The following is a 19,247-nucleotide window of genomic DNA, read 5'->3' on the forward strand; positions in this document are numbered from 1 at the left end:
GGATGGTGACATTAAGTTGGCCAAACCTTCGAAATTCATTAAAATTTTGGAGGCTTTATTTATGAAAAAGTATGTAGAATTAGCAAAATCCATCGTGGAAAATGTCGGTGGGAAAGACAATGTTATATCGTTAGCACACTGCTATACGAGACTTCGTTTCAAACTGCGTGATGAAAAAAAAGCAGCGACGGAAGTATTGAAAAATACGGAAGGCGTTGTTACGGTCGTGCAAAGCGGAGGTCAGTATCAGGTTGTTATCGGCAATGAAGTGGGTGATGTTTATGATGAAATCGTAAGATCACAAGGAATTGCTGGTGCAAGCAGTGAGGCTGAAAATGCTGAGCCGGAACAAAAAATGAATGTGATTGATCGCTTCATTGATATTGTGTCCGGCATTTTCACGCCTGTTTTGGGGATGCTGGCAGCCAGCGGGATGATCAAAGGCTTCACTGCGATGTTCGTGGCTTTTGGTTTTATTGGAGCCAAGGGCGGAACTTATCAGATATTGCAAACAATCGGTGATGGATTCTTTTATTTTTTACCAATCTTTTTGGGTCTAACAGCAGCCAGAAAATTCAAAATGAGTGAATTTTCTGGTATGACAATTGGGGCAGCGCTGGTGTATCCATCGCTTAGTGCAATCATCAAAGGGGAAGCACTTTATAATTTATTTACTGGGACGATATTTGCTTCTTCGGTAAAACTGGAGTTTTTAGGAATTCCGGTTATCTTGATGAATTACGCATCCAGCGTTATTCCTATTATCGTTGCCGTATATTTTGGTGCTAAAGTAGAACGTTTCTTGTTGAAAACGATTCCAACAGTGATTAAGGGCTTCATGGTGCCATTCTTTACGATTTTAATTGTCATTCCATTGACGTTTATTATAATTGGTCCTGTATCGACATGGGCAGGTCAGTTGGTCGGTTCAGCGGCAAATGGTATTTTCCAGTTGAGCCCTGTTTTAGCAGGCTTATTTATTGGAGCATTTTGGCAGGTTTTTGTCATGTTTGGCATGCATTGGGGGCTTATCCCAATTATGCTGAATAATGTTTCTGTTCAAGGATTCGATCCGGTTGTCGTTACGTATTTTGGCGCATCGTTTGCCCAAATCGGCGTCGTTTTGGCTATCTTATTGAAGACCAAAAATAAGAAACTTAAATCACTCTGTGTGCCAGCTTTTATTTCGGGAATTTTTGGTGTTACGGAACCAGCAATTTATGGGATTACTCTGCCACGCAAAAAAATGTTTATCATCAGCTGTATTGGCGCTTCAATTGGTGGCGGCTTGATTGCTTTTTTTGGTGTAAAACTGTATATGTTTGGCGGTTTAGGTATTTTTGGCTATCCATGTTTTGTTGATCCCGTATCGAATGATATCAGTGGCATGAAATTTGGTATCATTGCTTCTTTGGCAGCGTTTCTTATTGGCTTTGGATTAGCGCTTCCATTCTACCATGATGAGAAGGTGGCTGAAAAAATTTCGGCTGCTGATAACGATGGTAATAAAATTCTGGAAAAAGAAATATTGACCAGTCCGTTGATCGGTGAAGTGAAATCTTTGGATGAAGTGCCGGATGAAGCGTTTGCTTCAGGGGTATTAGGCAAAGGAATCGCTATAATTCCTTCCGAAGGCAGAGTCACTGCCCCAGCAGATGGAACCATAACGACAGTTTTCCCCACCGGTCATGCGTTGGGATTGATTACAGATAAAGGTACAGAAATTCTCATTCATATTGGGATTGATACTGTGAAATTAAATGGGCAGTATTTCCAGGCAAAGGTCAAACAAGGTGATACGGTAAAATGCGGACAAGTCCTTGTTGAATTTGATTTGGAAAAGATAAAGGCAGCAGGTTATTCTGTGATGACACCTGTAGTGATTACAAACTTCCAACAGTATTTGGATATTATTGTGACAGAAAAGGGAAACATAGATTACAAGGAAAATCTTATTACGGTTATTGCATAATAACTATATTTAACCTATAGGACACTTTATGTTTTGGGAATAGAAATAATTGAATAATATAATGTTGGAGGAAAAAATAATGAAAAAAACATTAGCAGTATTAGGACTTTCCACTGTAATTTTTTGTGGCGGTGTACAAGCTCAGGCAGCACCGGGATTTTTTCAAGAGGTACCACTGAGTGACTGGTCTTATGAAGCCGTTAACGGACTTATTGCCACAGGACATGTGAATGACTATACCGAATCAATACCACAAGGCCGTATTATGAGCCGCATGGAAATGGCCTTGGTTGTCGATGATGCCATGCAAAACCTCAAAGCATTCGCACCGGCTGATCAGGATACGATTCAGAAATTGAATAAAGAATATTACTATGACATCAAAAAAATACACCTATTGTCGAAACTCGACAATGCGGATTTGGAAAAGGCTGAAAATGAGGTAAACGGTACGACTTTTACGGAAGAAGAAAAAGCTGGGCTGAAGAAAGCGGCATCTTTGGCGGATAAGATTTCTATTAATGGTTATGCTCGCCTGCGTAATGATCACTATTTGAAGGATACAACAGGAAGGACCACCCGCGCCAATATGCTTCATGTGCAAGTCAATACGACGTATAAGATCGATGAGAATTGGCAGGCTCATGCCGATCTTGGTTATCGTAATTCCCTTAGTGGTTTTGATGAAACGAAATCTCTGTCACCAAATGAAAATCAGACGGGTACCACCATGGATACCTATGTGACTGGCCGCATGGCGGATAACGCTCTCGGTCTTAAAATCGGTAAGTGGAATGAATGGAACATTTATGGATGGGGTATGGATATTGACTGCGATTTCTCTGGTGTGCAGCTTGATTATGGCAAAAAAGATTTCAAAACCTATTTAACCACGGGCAAGATGGATCTTTGGGATAATGGCATGGGTGGTACTCGTGAGTATGAACAGGTTACCAGTCTGCGCTTCTTCTATCCATTTGATAAGAAAAATGACATCAATTTTGGCGTTTCCTCGAGTTCGGCTATGGCCAGTCGCTATCAAGATCCTAGTCAGGGACGTGTATTCTATTACTATACCCATGCGCATCACAAATTTGATACGAACTGGGATCTTCGCGCGGGCATCATTAACAGTGATGCAAAACGAGATAATACGACGCCAGCTGCAGCCGCAAAGGCAGCCACAAAGACGAAGCAGCCGGGTCGCTGGATACAGCTCCAGTATAAGGGAAGTGATCTTCAGTCTCCTGGTTCTTATGGTATTACTGCTGATTATCGCTATGAACCGGCTCTTACTTGGCCAACGGTCACAGATTGGTGTGGGCTCAATGAACACTTCTTCCGCCTTGGCGTAAGCTATGTGCCAGCGAAGAACATCCTCCTAGATACGTTCTATACATGGGCAGACGAAATTGACACTGGTAAGAGGGATGACATGTTCCGTTTCCAAGCACAATTCTTCTTTTGATGAAGCAGTGAAATACAAAAATATACTAAGGGGATGCTTTGCATGAAATTGAAAAAACTTGCTAAAGCTGTATTGGGCATGATGGCTTTAGGAACGATGGCGATTAGCTCATTTGTCAGCATTGCAAGTGCAGCGCCAAATGATGTAAAGCCAAGAACAATCGTTATGACGGATGGCGAAGTTGATGATATGGATTCGTTTTTAAGATTTATGCTCTATGCAAATGATTTGGATGTAAGGGGCATCATTTATACGAGTTCCATGTGGCATTACAAGGGAGATGGCAGGGGAACTCCGTTTACTACCCATATGGATATTGTCAAATTATATCATCCAGGCTGGCACACAAATCTTCGTTGGTGTGGAACGGATTGGATTAAGGAATATATTGATAAATATCGCACAGTTTACCCGACTCTTTTACAGCATGATAAAAATTATCCGTCTCCGGATAAACTGCAAAGCCTGGTGCGTGTGGGGAATATTGATTTTGAGGGCGAAATGGATTATGACACCGAAGGTTCAGAGTTCATTAAAACAGAGCTTCTTTCTGAGGATGAAACGCCAATTTACTTTGAAACCTGGGGTGGTGCCAATACTTTTGCCCGATCTTTGAAGTCTATTGAAGAGGAATATAAGGGAACAGAAAAATGGGACAGTATATATCAGAAGATCAGTAAAAAAGCTATACTGTATAATATCATGGACCAGGATGATACGTATAAAACCTATATTGCTATTAAATGGCCGGGTATCAAGGTTTATTACAATAGCTGGCAGTTTGGCAGTCTGGCATATATATGGCCTGCAACGGTACCAAAAACACAGCAAAAATACTTCCGCGGCGAATGGATGAAGAAAAATATCATGAAAGGACCACTTGCTGGCGGCTATATGACCTATGGCGATGGGCATAAGCTTGCAGGTGACCCAGAGGACAAGTTCGGCTCGATGGAAGAAGCCATGAAAAATGGTTACGGAAAATATGACCTGATATCCGAAGGGGATTCTCCGTCCTTCTTATATCTTATCAATAATGGTCTGCGTTCTACGGAAAGTCCGACCTATGGCGGCTGGAGTGGCAGGCTTTCACCGTCGGTTTCTACTAAGAATCTTTGGGAGGATAACGAAGGTTCCTTTGACTACAATCCGTATACGAAAAAGTTAGATAAATATTATTCGCAGACACGATGGATTGATGCCATTCAGAATGACTTTGCTGCACGTGTGAAGTGGACGATGAATGATTATCAGCATGCTAACCATGCGCCACAGGCGATTAAGATTCAGGAAGGTCTGGACATTAAGGTGAAGCCGGGTGGAAAAGTTACACTGCATGCCTCGGCTAGTGATCCCGATGGAGACAAGCTGAACTATAAGTGGTATCCATACGAGGAAGCTGGTTCCTATCGTGCTTCTGTTGCAATTCATGGGAAAGGTCAGGAGGCAAGTATTACAGTGCCTGCTAACGCCATAAAAGGCGAGACCATTCATGTTATTCTAGAAGTAATCGATAGCGGTCAGCCCCCACTTACTCGTTACGCCAGGGTGATCCTGACGGTAGAGTAAGTGACTGGTGAAGATGAAAAAATCATGAAATGGCCATAAAAGAAGAGTGCCTGATTGTAGTTGTTTTATAAAATAAAGAAACGCTGGAGCAGGACAGGGAAGCTGTCCGCTTTGGCGTTTTCAAAGGAGAGATGTAACATGAATTGTAGAAAAATTCTTTGTGCGGGTATAGCTAGCGTGCTTATGGCTGGAATGCTGTTCGGCTCAAGTGTATCCGTTGAAGCGACTGCCAAAGCAGCACCATCGTATCGTACGGTCACAGAGGTCTATGACTGGGGGGCAGCAGTTTCCAAGGTTATCGTTGACCTAGGAGAGAATGTAACCGCAAATGCGGTGGATAATGGGACATTTAAAGTCTATGCGAAACGTGTGCTGGCAGAAGGTGCAACGACGCCGAAGCAGGCTATGCAGGCGAAAAACAAGATTTCTTTAGGTTCAGAAGCGCAGAAAGATAATGATCTTGAAGGCTATCGTGATGTCACGAAAGCTTATGTATCCGATGCTGATGGCAAAGCTGCTGACAAGGGACGCTATGTGACTATCGAGCTGAAGGTCGGTCCGAATATTGCTATCGGCTCAGCCCTTAATTTCGACGTGAATAGTTTTTTCAATAACTGGGTAAAACCGGAATATACAATTACACAGATGAAGGCAGTCGATTCAGTCAAAGGTCTGGTAATTGATCATAATAAAGGTAATGTGCGTCCAATCGTTGATAAATTCAGCTACGCACATAAGATGTTTGGCCGCTTGTCTTATGGTTATGCAAGCTACGAGCCGAAAGACAATGAAAAACATCCGTTGATTATCTGGCTTCATGGTATGGGCGAAGGGGGAACCGATAGTCCGTCAATTCCAATTTCAGCTAATAAGGCAGATATGTTTGCTGACGATTCTCTGCAGTCGCATTTTGGCGGGGCTTATGTGCTTGTACCGCAGGCACGTACCTACTGGATGCATGGTTATAAGGATTTTGGGGATGGGACGTCCATCTATGAAGAAAGCCTTATGAAGCTCATTGAGGCTTATGCCGCTGAACATCCAAACGTTGATAAGAGTCGTATTTACATCGGTGGGGATTCCAATGGTGGTTATATGACGATGCTCATGATTCGTGATTATCCGGAGTATTTTGCTGCGGCTTTCCCAACCTGCGAGGGCTTGGCGGACAAACTGATCAGTGATGCGGATATTCAGGCGTTTAAGAAGACCCCGATTTGGTTTACGGCAGCGAAGACAGATACGACGCTTCCACCAACAGACTATGTTATACCGACGTTCCAGCGTTTGCAGGCAGCTGGTGCGACAAATGTTCATTTCAGTTTTTTTGATAATGTTGTTGACCGGACTGGCTTGTATAAAAAGGCAGATGGTTCAGCATTTGAATATCCTGGTCATTGGTCCTGGATTTATGTGTACAATGATCAATGCGATGATACCATCAATGGAAAGACTGTAAAACTTATGGATTGGCTTGCAAAACAGAAAAAATAATGATTTTATAAAGGGGTTTCGATACAATGACATTTCCTAAAGAATTTTTATGGGGCGGCGCAGTAGCTGCCAATCAATGTGAAGGTGCTTATAATGAAGATGGTAAGGGTCTAAGCATTCAAGACGTTATGCCGCACGGGATAAAAACGCCGCATACGGATATGCCAACAGAGGATAATATGAAATTGATTGGTATCGATTTTTATCATCGGTATCCGGAAGACATTAAACTTTTAGCCCAAATGGGTTTCAAAACATTTCGTACATCGATTGCCTGGAGCCGCATTTTCCCCCAAGGTGATGACCTGGAGCCCAATGAAAAAGGTTTAGAATTTTACGATAGGCTGTTTGATGAGTGCCATAAATATGGTATTGAACCTTTGGTTACCTTATCACATTATGAAACACCACTTAATTTGGCGAAAAAATATGATGGCTGGGTGAATCGAGAACTTATTGCCTTTTATGAACGATATGTACGGACGGTTTTTGCTCGTTATAAAGATAAAGTAAAATACTGGCTTACGTTTAATGAAATCAATTCTGTTTTACATGAACCATTCATGAGTGGCGGGATTGATACGCCCAAAGATCAATTATCAAAACAAGATCTTTATCAGGCGATTCATCATGAACTGGTTGCATCCGCTTTGGCAACGAAAATTGGGCATGAAATGATGCCGAATGCGAAAATTGGTTGTATGGTTCTTAGTATGCCAACGTATCCGTTGACACCAAATCCCGATGATGTCATTGCGGTAATGAAAGCAGATCATCTGAACTATTTCTTTGGTGATGTACACGTTCGCGGAGCCTATCCGGGGTATATGAAGCGTTATTTCAAGGAAAATCATATTGAATTGAAAATGGAAAAAGAAGATGAACAAATTCTTCAAAACACGGTAGACTTTGTTTCTTTCAGTTATTATATGAGTGTTTGTGAAACGGCTGATGCGACAAAGAAAATAAAAGGTGAAGGAAATCTCATGGGAGGAATAGCAAATCCATATCTTCCGGCATCGGATTGGGGCTGGCAAATTGATCCACAGGGGATTCGTTATGTTCTCAATATGTTTTGGGATCGTTGGCAGAAACCTTTGTTTATCGTTGAAAATGGCCTAGGGGCTGTTGATGAACTGGTGGATGACGGTCAAGGCGGTAAAACGGTTAAGGATGATTACCGTATCAGCTATCTTAATGATCATCTTGTGCAGGTTGGTGAAGCGATTGAAGATGGCGTGTCAGTCATGGGTTATACAACTTGGGGCTGCATCGATCTCGTCAGTGCATCGACAGCGGAACTTAAGAAACGTTATGGATTTATTTATGTAGATCGTGAGGATGATGGGACAGGTACGCTGGCACGTTACAAGAAAAAATCTTTTGGCTGGTACAAAGAAATCATTGCATCGAATGGCGATGGGTTAAAAAAATAAATAACATGCAGGAGTATGGCGTTGATGCTATACTCCTGATGGCACAAGAAAAGATGGATAATTCTGAAATAGGGGTGAATTTCATGAAAAAAACAGCAGCATTGGCAATTATGATAGCTCTGGCTTTTGGTGGCGGGACAGGTACAGAGGCCGCCAAGGCGCCGGTTGAGAAAGCCACTATAGACGGCTATGAACTTGTTGAGAATACGAATGGACCGGAACTTGGCTATTCGAAAGATTCCGGAGTAAAACTTCTGACCATGGATGGAAAAGGCTTTAAGGATATGAATCGCAATGGCAAGCTCGATAAATTCGAGGATTGGCGTCTTACAGCGCAACAGCGTGCCGAAGATCTTGCCCAACAAATCAGTATTGATCAGATTGCGGGTCTTATGCTCTATAGTATGCATCAGCGTAATCTGCAGCCGGAACTCAATGATGCGCAGAAACAAATGTTGAGCCAGGATAATGTGCGCACTGTACTGAATGCTGATACAGGGGCAAGCGTTGAAACTACGGCAAAATGGAACAATGCAATGCAGAATTATGTGGAAGCACAGCCGTTTGCGATTCCGGTCAACACAAGCTCCGACCCACGTAACGATGCGCGCGGTGATGGTGTATATCTAAAGGGAACAACAGGTGGTGTGTCTCGCTGGCCGAGTAATTTGGGACTTGCGGCAACCTTTGATCCGTCGATTGCCAAACATTTCGGGCAGGTCTATGCGAAAGAATATCGTGCTATGGGCATAGGTACCGGCCTTTCTCCGCAAATTGATCTGGCAACTGACCCACGGTGGCCGCGTTTTTATGGTACGTTCGGTGAAGATCCGGCACTTTCGCGGGATATGGCCCGTGCCTCGATTGATGGTGCACAGTCCACCGTAGATGCAGCCGGAAAGGATCTTGGCTGGGGGGGAAATAGTATCAATGCTATGATGAAGCATTGGCCAGGTGATGGGGTTGGTGAAGGAGGCCGCGAAGCACATTCGAAATATGGAAAATATGCCGTTTATCCAGGAAATAATTTTCAGACACAGCTGATACCATTTGTTGAAGGTGGTCTGAAACTTGCTGGCAAGACTAAAGTGCCAAGTGCTGTGATGTCATCGTATTCGATTGCCTGGTCCGACGATGGTTCGCTGGGAGAAAAAGTCGGCAGCGCATATAGTAAGTATAAATTGGATCTTTTGCGCAATACGTACAAATATGATGGAGTTATCTGCACGGATTGGTGTGTCACGCATTCACCGGGTGAAGGGTTAGCTGGTCTTTCTACAGCCTGGGGCGTGGAAAGTGGTTATACAGAAGCTGAACGTCACTATAAAGCACTTATGGCTGGTGTTGATCAGTTTGGTGGTAATAATGCAAAGCAGCCAGTACTCGATGCCTATGCGCTGGGTGTAAAAGAACATGGGGAAAGATTTATGCAGGAACGTTTCCGTACATCGGCAACTCGTTTACTCCGCAATATTTTCCAACTGGGTCTGTTTGAAAATCCGTATCTTGATGTACAGCAGAGTGTAGCGACAGTTGGCAATGGAGCCGATTTAGCTGCTGGGTATGATGCGCAGCTCAAATCCATCGTTATGCTCAAAAATAAAGGCGGTGTGATTCATGCGGCAGCTGGTCAAAAAATACAGAAACCAACGGTGTATATCCCAATGGTTTATCGACCAGTAATTATCAATAAACGTTTTGGCACTTATACTGCAGCGAACTGGAGTCTGCCAGTGAATTTTGAAGTTGCGCAGCAGTATTTCAATGTTGTGACAGACAGTATTCCTTCACTTCGTGCAAAAGATAAAGATGGAAAACCAATGGCTGATGTACAGGATATTGTACGTCTTAATCCTGTTGAAGTCGCAAAATGTGATGCTGTACTAGCGGTTGTTGATACTCCAACTCCGGAGGGCAACAATTTTGATGGCATTGGCTATGCTGATGATGATGGATATATTCCAATCTCTTTACAATATGGTAAATATACGGCAAACTCTGCTGCTACACGCAAGACTTCTATTGCAGGAGATAAAGGCGAAAACCGGTCCTATTATGGAAAAACGGCACGGACCATCAATTCACATGATCTTGATGGTGTAGTTTATGGGCGCGATTGTGCTGCAAAGTCTGGTAAAAAGATACCAGTCATCACGATGGTCAAAGCAACGAAACCAATGGTCTTCAGTGAGATTGAACCACTCTCGGATGTTATTCTTGTTGGATTCAGCGTCAGTGATCAGGCATATTTTGATATTCTGACTGGGAAAGCTCAACCACAGGGCCTTTTGCCGATGCAGCAACCGAAGGATATGATTACCGTAGAAACACAACTGGAGGATGTGCCGCGGGATATGGCTTGCTATAAAGATAGCGAGGGTCATAGCTATGATTTTGCGTACGGCATGAATTGGCAGGGTATCATCAAGGATGCAAGAAGTGTAAAATACAATGTGCCAGTGCTCAAGGCAAAATAGAAATTCCTTTATGGCATGTTTATAAGCAAGTTAGTTTTTTACTGATATGAAGAAGTGATTTCTTCGAATAGAAATCATTTATGACGAGTGTTTTATAAAACCCGCTTCGGCGGGAAAAAAGGAGACAGTCAAATATGAGTAAACAGGAATTGTTTGATACGTTTTTAGATTATATGGTGCGTTTTGCCGACATAAAAGCAGTGGCAGCCTTGAAAGACGGGTTTATTCTCACACTTCCACTGACATTAGCAGGGTCCGTGTTTTTATTGATTGCCAACTTGCCAATCGCTGGGTACAGTGATTTTATGACAGCGCAATTTGGCGCGGGCTGGGCGGCACCATTAAACCAAGTGGCGGGATCTACCTTTGGGATTTTAGCAATTTTGTGTGTGCTGGGAATTTGTTATAAATATTGTCAGGCGGAAGGCTGTGATGCAATTACAGCTTCGCTTTTGGCTCTGGCTTCGTTTTTGATCGTTACCAAAGGTTCTGTGCTGACAAAAACTGGTGAGGTTGTAAACGATGTTATTCCAAAAGGCTGGGTTGGCGGGAATGGTGTTATCACGGCGATCATTGTAAGTTTATTGGTAGCTTGGCTTTTTTGCTATTGCGAAAAAAATCATATTGGAATTAAGATGCCGGCTGGTGTACCGGATGGTGTAGCGAAAGCATTTGCGGCTCTAGTACCAGGGATGATTGTCTTTGCTGGTTCGGCTGGGGTGTTTTTTCTTTGTCAGGCTCTGGGCGGGCTTACTTTTCCTGAACTTGTCTTTCAGGTATTGCAGACACCTTTACAAAATTTAACGGATAATTTAGTGGCAGGTATTATTATAGCAGGCATACAGAGTGTTTTATTTTGGGCAGGAATTCATGGTCCTAATATAGTGGGTGGTGTAGTAGGACCAATCCTTACGGCAAATGCAATTGATAACCAGCATTTATTAGATGCGGGAATGGCTCTAATTGGTAATCCACAAGCTAAAATTATAACAATTCAAGTAAATGATGTATTTATTAAAAGCGGGGGCTGTGGAATTACTTTAGGACTTTTGATTTCCGCATTTATTGCGGCACGGTCAGCGCAGATGAAATCTATTTCTAAGCTGGCATTTGTTCCAGGACTGTTTAATATCAATGAACCAATTATTTTTGGCTTACCTATTGTATTTAATCCATATTTTATCGTTCCATTTATCGGGGTGCCGGTTATTGCTATGATTATGACCTATGTAGCGATTGCAGTTGGTTTTATGTCACCATTTTCAGCGGTACAAGTCCCTTGGACAACCCCGACGATTATTGCTGGCTTTTTATTGGCGGGCTGGCAGGGAGCAGTCGTTCAAATTGCGATCGTTTTGATGGCGACAATCGTTTATTTCCCGTTTATGAAAATACAAGATACTGTTTATGTTAAAGAAGAATTGGATGCAGTAGAAGGAAAAGAAGGGGAGAAGTTATTGTGAAAAAGATCGTCTTATTATGTGCAGCAGGAATGTCAACCAGTATGCTCGTTAAAACAATGGAAAAAGCAGCGGCGGAGATGAACTATGAATGTCAAATTTCAGCATATCCAACTTCAGAGGCTATTAAACGAGCAAGTGATGCGGATCTTATTTTGCTTGGACCCCAGGTTCGTTTTGCTTTAAATAAAATCCAAGCTCAATGTCCCGGTGTTATGGTTGAGGCAATTGATATGCGGATGTATGGACGGATGGATGGCAAGGGTGTTGTTGAATTTGCTAAGAGTAAAATCGGTTAATTGGTTTAGAAGATAATGAGTAATCAATTTTATACAAAGAGAGTGTGATGGGCATGAAATTGAGGCAGATTATACTTATATCTTTCTTTATTTACAGTGGATTTTGTTTTTCAAGTACAGCGATTGTTTCAGCCGCAGATTTTTCACTGAATAATCTAGAAGTGGAGCATATGGTTCAGCCGTTGGGGCTCGATACAAAAGAGCCCCAATTCAGCTGGATGATGCAAGGTGATAAGGCGGCACGCGGTATTTCGCAGAGTGCTTATCAGATTGTTGTTAAGGATAAGCATGGAACTATTGTTTGGAATACTGGAAAAGTTGCGAATGCCGATTCCATAGGCATAAAATATGGAGGCTTATCGCTTGTTCCGGAAAGCAGATATAACTGGACTGTAAAGGTTTGGAATCAGAAAAATGAAGTTCAGGAAAAAAGTTCCTGGTTTGAAACGGGGCTGAATTTAGCGAGGTCTGGTTCGGGAAACTGGGATAATGCCACGTGGATTGGTGGTAAAGATAAGGACTTACCTTTATATTCACAGAGTTTGTCGGTGTTTCGTGTGAAGTATACCGTACAAATTTCTGCGGGCTCGCAAAAAGCTAGTTTTATCCTGGGGGCAAATGACAGCCGACTAATGGATAAAAATAAAAATCTTTACAATTTAAAAAATGCAACCGATAAGAGTTATATCAAGCTTGAATTTGATATAAGCAGAGTGAATGCAGGGGGCGAAGCTTGCATAAATATTTATCGACAAGGTTATAGTAAGACGGATACATTGACACCACTTACTTCGATTGTGATACCGCATGGAATTGTTAGTGCAGAAAATCAAAATGCGAAACACAATATCGAGGTAAGCAGCAATTTTGGCATTTTTAATTTTTGGGTCGATGGTACGCAAATTGAACTGCCACGCGTAAATTTTTGGACTACGGGCTATAATGTGAATCCGGTTGGTCCGGGGGGAGATTATATCTCTTTTCCGATGGTTGCTGATATCGGTTTTTCAGTTAACAAAGGCGAACAAGCAAATTTTTCTAATTTGCAGATTTTGAATTATCGAGCACCGCAAAATGCTCTGTTTACAGAACCTGAAACGACAGGCGATTATAAGGGGATTTTTTCACATAAGCCAGTAAATGGATTCACGGTACAAGATGGTGTTTATCGTTTAAATGGCAGCGCAAATGGTGTTTTTATTACAGCAGATCCTTCGCATGGATCGATGCCATTGCTTCGATCTACTTTTGCCGTGAAAAACAAAGAAATTGCCAGTGCTCGTCTTTATGCTACGGCACGAGGTATTTATGAGTTTTATATAAATGGCAAACGAGTTGGCAATGATTATTTTTCTCCGGGATTGACACAATATAATATCACACAGCTTTATCAGACCTATGATGTCACGAACTTTTTACAAGGCGGAAAAGAAAATGCCATGGGTGCACAACTTGCCGAAGGCTGGTGGAGTGGTGCAATTACATTTCAAGGGGAAAACTGGAATTACTTTGGTGACCGTCAATCACTAATGGCGAAGCTTGTAATTACGTATCGTGATGGTACAAAAGATGTTGTTACAACGAATCCAAAAAATTGGAAGTTTTACGGGCAAAGTCCGGTAGTTCTAGGAAGCTTTTTTCAGGGTGAGGTTTATGATGCACGTAAAGAAAAAGATCTGAAAGCTTGGACTACGTCGTCTTATTCGGATGCTAAATGGCAGCAGGCCAGCGTTGTTCCAGTCGATGCGCATACGGCATTTATTGGATCATGGGCGCATTGCATGACAGGTACAGTTACGGAGCATAACTATGATAACTTTACTTTAGTTGGACAAATGGGACCAAGCGTTACAAATATTTTAACGCTTGGTGCTCAAGGGGTTAATGAAGTACGTCCCGGTGTGTTTATTTATGATATGGGACAAAATATGGCAGGTGTGCCGCGTATTGTGATTAAAAATGGCAAGGCTGGCACAAAAATTGTTTTGCGTTATGCCGAAATGATCTATCCCGATCATGAGAAATCCGGCGAAAATAAAGGCATGATTATGCTGGAAAACATTCGCGGTGCGCTTACGCAAGATACGTATATTTTAAAGGGCGGTGACGAAATAATTGAGCCGCATTTTACGTATCATGGTTATCGCTATATCGAAATTACGGGTATTGAGAAGGCTTTGCCACTTGCGGCGGTAAAAGGGCTTGTTTTGAGCTCCATCGCAAAAATTACAGCGGATTACGAGTCATCAAATGATGATGTAAACCGGCTTTGGCAGAATATCGTGTGGTCGAGCCGGGCAAATTTCTTATCGATTCCTACCGATTGTCCACAGCGTAATGAACGCATGGGATGGTCGGGAGATCTTTCCGTTTTTTCACGTACGGCAAGTTATGTGGCCGATACAGACCAGTTTTTGCGTCGTCACTTACAGGCTCTGCGCGATTTGCAGGATAAAAATGGACGCTTTGGCGACATCGCTCCTATTGGCAATGGTTTTGGGGGATTTCTTTGGGGGAGCGTCGGAATGACACTTCCTTGGGAGCTTTATCAGCAATATGGCGATAAGTCCGTTTTAACAGATCATTATGCTGCTATGAAACAATATATTTCTTATCTTGATACGAAGGTTAACAGCAAAGGGCTTTTGGATGAAGCAACTATACTGGGATTAGGTGACTGGCTTGGACCGGAATACAGCAAAAATGAACCGGTATTTTTATGGACGGCTTACCATGTGTATGATCTTTGGATTATGGCTAATACGGCCGAGGTGCTGGGGCATACAGATGATGCAGCCATGTATTGGCAGAAATATAATGAAAGAAAAAAATTCTTCAATGAAACCTTTGTAGATCGCACAGTGCATAAAACGATTCAGACAGATGGATTGTTAATGGATACGCAGACTTCCTATGCAGTACCTTTAGCTTTAGGTGTATTTAGTGAGGAAAATATTCCATACGCAGCGAAATATCTCGCCGCGGCATGCATACGTAAAAATACAGACGATAATAAAATTGAGCATAAGCCTTATGCGCTGATGACTGGTTTTATTGGTACAGCCTGGATCGGTAAAGCTCTGTCTGATCATGGGTATGCGGATATTGCCTATAAGATGCTGGAAAACGAGGACTATCCTTCATGGCTCTATCCAGTTAAGCAGGGAGCAACAACAATTTGGGAGCGTCTGGATTCGTATACGAAGGACCGCGGATTCGGAGGCAATAACAGTATGAACTCGTTTAACCATTATTCATTTGGCGCTGTAGGGGCATGGTTATGCAATTATTCGCTGGGCATTCAACGAGATCCGGCTGCACCAGGCTTTCAGCATTTTATTTTGCAGCCGCAACCGGACTTTAAGGGCGGCTTAACAAATGCTCATGGTTATTATGATAGCAGCTATGGCAGAATTGAAAGTGCCTGGAAGATTGACGATGATAGTTGGTCTTACAATGCAGCCATTCCGGCCAATACCACGGCAACTCTCTATTTGCCAATGGATAAAAAGACAAGTGTTTTTGAAAATGGTAAACTGTTACAAAAAGGCAACGGTGTTACCTTTATAAAATATGAAAATGGGCGGGCGGTTTATCAATTGGAATCTGGAACGTATCGGTTTGAGATAAAAAAATAATCTAAAATATAAACAAGGGCAGAAAAATATGATGTTTTCTGCTCTTGTTTTGTTTATGTATGTAGGGGATTAAGATAAATAATTCACATGGACATTTCCTTATTGACAGGATTTTCAAGAGGAATTATACTGAAAATATAAATTGGTACGACCAATAAAAATGCTTTTTCTAAAATAACAGCCAAGACTTACAATGATACATGTAAATTTCTAAATATTTGATTAATTTTAAATATTGGGAATTTTTGTATAGGTATTTATAACGAGACGATGGAGGTTGAATTTATGTGGCAAATTGTAACACATCCTTTTGGAACTGAGTTATCGGCAATCGTTGCTTTTCTTCCGTTATTATGGTTATTGGTAAGTCTTGGTGTATGGAAAATGCCAGCCCATAAGAGTTGTTTTTTCGCTCTGATTTTTAGTATGGCACTTGCATTAGCAGTTTGGACAATGCCGATGGATTTGGTTTTAACTGGTGCTTTAGATGGTGCGGTTTTAGCACTGTGGCCAATTTTATGGGTTATTTTTGCAGCGATTTTTACATACAATATTACGCTGCAAACGGGAGCGATGGGGAAAATCGAGGGTCTTATGGCGAGCTTTTCCTCAGATCGTCGTGTGCAGGCATTGTTGATTGCATGGGGATTTGGGGCATTTTTAGAAGCGGCAGCTGGTTTTGGCACAGCAGTGGCTATTCCGGCGGCGATTTTGATTGGACTTGGCTTCAATCCATTTTTTGCTGCAATGTTGTGTTTGATAGCGAATACAGTTCCTGTAGCTTTTGGTGCGGTAGGCATTCCCATTATTACGTTAGCGAAAGTCGCTGATCTTGATGTAATGCGATTGACTTTGGCAGTTGCGATTCAGTTAACACCGTTTATTCTTATTATTCCAGTGGCCTTGATTCGAATCATGACCAAAAGTTTTGCTGGATTGAAAGGTGTACTTGGTATGGCATTGGCGGCGGGTATATTTTTTGCGTTGCCACAGCTTTTGGTGGCTATTTATATGGGACCTGAATTAGCAGCTATTGTTGGTGCGGTCATGTCAATGCTGGCAGTCGTTGTCTATAATACAGTGTCACCACCCAAAACAGTATGGCGTTTTCCGGATGAGGCGGCTGAAGATGATAAGCAGGTTAGGTTTAAGACATCGGTAAGAGAACAATTGACAGCATGGTCACCTTATATTTTTCTGTTTGTATTTATTTTGGGAACGAGTAATGTTATTTGTCCGATGGTGAGTGATTTGTTAGGGGTCGTACATACGTCGCTTTCTATTTACAGCGGACCAGGCGGAAAACCAATCGATATTGCCTGGATTTTAACACCGGGTACACTGATTATGATTGGTGCATTACTTGGTGGATTTTTGCAAGGGATTTCATTTTCTGGAGTAGGCAGCGTATTGAAAAAAACTTGTATACAGCTGCAAAAAACTACAATTACAGTTGTGTCGATTGTAGCATTGGCTAGAGTTATGAGTTATTCAGGGATGATCGGTGATATTGCTGTCGCTTTGGCACAGGTTACGGGTGGTTTCTATCCATTTATTGCTCCGGTTATTGGAGCATTGGGGACGTTTGTTACAGGTAGTGATACGAATGCCAATGTATTGTTTGGGGCACTCCAAAAACAGACAGCTCTGCAAATTGGGGCTGATCCAACCTGGATTACGGCAGCGAATACAACTGGCGCAACTGCGGGGAAAATGATTTCACCGCAAACGATCGCTATCGCAACATCGGCGACTGGGCAGATTGGGATGGAAGGGAATCTACTGCGTTCAACGATAGGTTATTGCCTTTGTTATACCGTGTTATTAGGCGTATGGGTTTATTTTGTTAGTGTATGCCAACTGTTTTAAATAAGAAAAATTAAAAATAGGCAGGTTTTTTTTCACAGATGCTTAATATACTTACTGTAATCAAAAAAACAGAAGAGGTGAGTGGCTGTGAAGGAAGTTAGTGTCTTAATTGTGGATGATTCAAGAATTAGCTATACAATGTTGAAAAACATATTGGCCAAAACAAACTTTAAGGTTTGTGATTATGCGCGCAATAGTAATGAAGCGGTTGAAAAATATCAACAGCATAAGCCGGATCTGATTACCATGGATATGAATTTACCGGGGCAGAATGGTATCGAAACGAGCCGACGAATTTTAGAAATAAATCCGCAAGCCAAGATCCTCATGATTAGTGCTATGAAAGATGCACAGTTGATGACACAGGGGCGTGAAGTTGGGATCAGTTCTTTTTTGCAGAAACCGGTGGTGCCTTATGAGTTTATTGATACATTGTTATTACTTTATCAAAATGAGTTTAATACAGGGGATCTTTTAATCGAATCGTATATTCATCCATTGTTAAAGATTTTTCAAAATGAAATTATGCAATTATATGGTATTGAAAGTAAGATGAGTTTTCATGAGAATATTGAAAAAGAAAATACGATTACGGGAACGGCTGTCATTATTGGTTTAACCGGAAATCCTACCGGCAGGGTTGTTCTGTATGCAGCGGATACGGTTATGATTGCATTGGCACATTTGATGCTTCATATAGAACCGGATGAAAAACTTAACGATGAGGATGCCAGAGAGGCTTTTGCTGAAGCGGGGAATATTATAGTTGGAAACTATGTGTCGCAGATTGATGATACTTTGAAAGATAAAGACATGCGTATTTCTCCTCCAGGGATGATTCGCGGACATAAGATGAAGATAGTCAATCTAAAAATGCGTTCTTTTATTATTGTGGCAGTGACTGACATTGGCGAACTTGCCTTGAGCATTAGTTTTGCAGGAGGAAAAGAATAATGGATATTAAATTGGTGAATCCTTTTATTGAGTCTGTTGCAACGATTATGCCACAAATGGGTTTTCAGAAGATCACAAGAGGTAAGATGGGCATGGGACAGCGTTCTTTAAAAAGTTTAGGTGTTACAGCCTTGGTTGGTTTCAGCAATAGTATTTGTGGTAATGTAGCGTATAATATGACAAATATGACGGCTTGTCATATTGCATCGACGATGATGATGGGAATGCCAATTATGCAATTGGATGAAATGGCAGAAAGTGCTATTTCAGAGCTTGCAAATATGCTGAGCGCAAATGTTGCAACGAAATTATCTTCAAAGCAGCATCCAGTTGATATTTCAACTCCGAGCTTGACCGTTGGTGAAGATTTTTTTGTGGATATCAGTGAGGATCAATATTTAATTATTGAGATGAATATCGATGGTACTATTTTGGAAGTGAATATAAAAATTGCTTAAACCGGATAGAAAAGAATATTTTAAAACGATGCATAAGTCAGCCTGCATCGTTTTTTTTGTGTGTAAAATCGATTGAAATAAGGTAAATTTTATGGTCAAGATGAGGGGCTGAAGTGTTTAGTTTTGTAAAAAAAAATAAAGGATTATAAAGAG

Annotated in this window: 12 protein-coding genes; all 12 read left to right on the top strand. The window is 41.7% G+C overall.

Annotated features, from left to right (window positions below):
- Window positions 1-61: 61 nt before the first annotated feature.
- The 12 genes from F606_RS0100950 to F606_RS0101005 all read left to right on the top strand — a co-directional run bounded on the left by F606_RS0100950 (window position 62) and on the right by F606_RS0101005 (window position 19,094).
- Complete coding sequence (locus F606_RS0100950) at window positions 62-1,972, top strand: beta-glucoside-specific PTS transporter subunit IIABC (protein WP_026329168.1); 1,911 nt, start codon at window positions 62-64, stop codon at window positions 1,970-1,972.
- A 49-nt stretch (window positions 1,973-2,021) separates the two neighbouring features.
- Entirely contained in the window at window positions 2,022-3,440 is a 1,419-nt protein-coding gene (locus tag F606_RS0100955; RefSeq protein WP_245542066.1) for a TonB-dependent receptor, read from the top strand.
- A gap of 42 nt (window positions 3,441-3,482) precedes the next feature.
- Window positions 3,483-5,009, top strand: a complete 1,527-nt coding sequence (locus F606_RS0100960; protein ID WP_019551984.1) for a DUF1593 domain-containing protein — start codon at window positions 3,483-3,485, stop codon at window positions 5,007-5,009.
- A 138-nt stretch (window positions 5,010-5,147) separates the two neighbouring features.
- Complete coding sequence (locus tag F606_RS0100965; RefSeq protein WP_019551985.1) at window positions 5,148-6,503, top strand: prolyl oligopeptidase family serine peptidase; 1,356 nt, start codon at window positions 5,148-5,150, stop codon at window positions 6,501-6,503.
- Between the two features lie 26 nt (window positions 6,504-6,529).
- A complete protein-coding gene (locus F606_RS0100970) occupies window positions 6,530-7,939 on the top strand; it encodes a glycoside hydrolase family 1 protein (RefSeq protein ID WP_019551986.1) in 1,410 nt (469 codons plus the stop codon).
- A 38-nt stretch (window positions 7,940-7,977) separates the two neighbouring features.
- Entirely contained in the window at window positions 7,978-10,416 is a 2,439-nt protein-coding gene (locus tag F606_RS0100975; RefSeq protein ID WP_019551987.1) for a glycoside hydrolase family 3 protein, read from the top strand.
- Window positions 10,417-10,550: 134 nt separating this feature from the next.
- Window positions 10,551-11,879: a PTS sugar transporter subunit IIC gene (locus F606_RS0100980; RefSeq protein ID WP_019551988.1), complete on the top strand. Its 1,329-nt coding sequence runs from the start codon at window positions 10,551-10,553 to the stop codon at window positions 11,877-11,879.
- Window positions 11,876-12,175, top strand: coding sequence for a PTS sugar transporter subunit IIB (locus tag F606_RS0100985; protein ID WP_019551989.1), 300 nt, complete (start codon window positions 11,876-11,878; stop codon window positions 12,173-12,175). Before F606_RS0100980 ends, F606_RS0100985 begins: the two co-directional genes overlap by 4 nt.
- Before the next feature lie 53 nt (window positions 12,176-12,228).
- Window positions 12,229-15,813, top strand: coding sequence for a family 78 glycoside hydrolase catalytic domain (locus F606_RS0100990; RefSeq protein ID WP_026329170.1), 3,585 nt, complete (start codon window positions 12,229-12,231; stop codon window positions 15,811-15,813).
- A 285-nt stretch (window positions 15,814-16,098) separates the two neighbouring features.
- Window positions 16,099-17,682 (top strand): L-lactate permease, encoded by a 1,584-nt coding sequence (locus tag F606_RS0100995; RefSeq protein WP_019551991.1) that lies wholly within the window; start codon window positions 16,099-16,101, stop codon window positions 17,680-17,682.
- Between the two features lie 87 nt (window positions 17,683-17,769).
- Complete coding sequence (locus tag F606_RS0101000; protein WP_019551992.1) at window positions 17,770-18,636, top strand: response regulator; 867 nt, start codon at window positions 17,770-17,772, stop codon at window positions 18,634-18,636.
- Window positions 18,636-19,094 (top strand): chemotaxis protein CheX, encoded by a 459-nt coding sequence (locus tag F606_RS0101005; RefSeq protein WP_019551993.1) that lies wholly within the window; start codon window positions 18,636-18,638, stop codon window positions 19,092-19,094. Before F606_RS0101000 ends, F606_RS0101005 begins: the two co-directional genes overlap by 1 nt.
- The last annotated feature ends 153 nt before the right edge of the window (window positions 19,095-19,247 follow it).

The sequence above is a fragment of the Propionispira raffinosivorans DSM 20765 genome (assembly GCF_000381065.1).
Lineage (GTDB): Bacteria > Bacillota > Negativicutes > Selenomonadales > Selenomonadaceae > Propionispira > Propionispira raffinosivorans.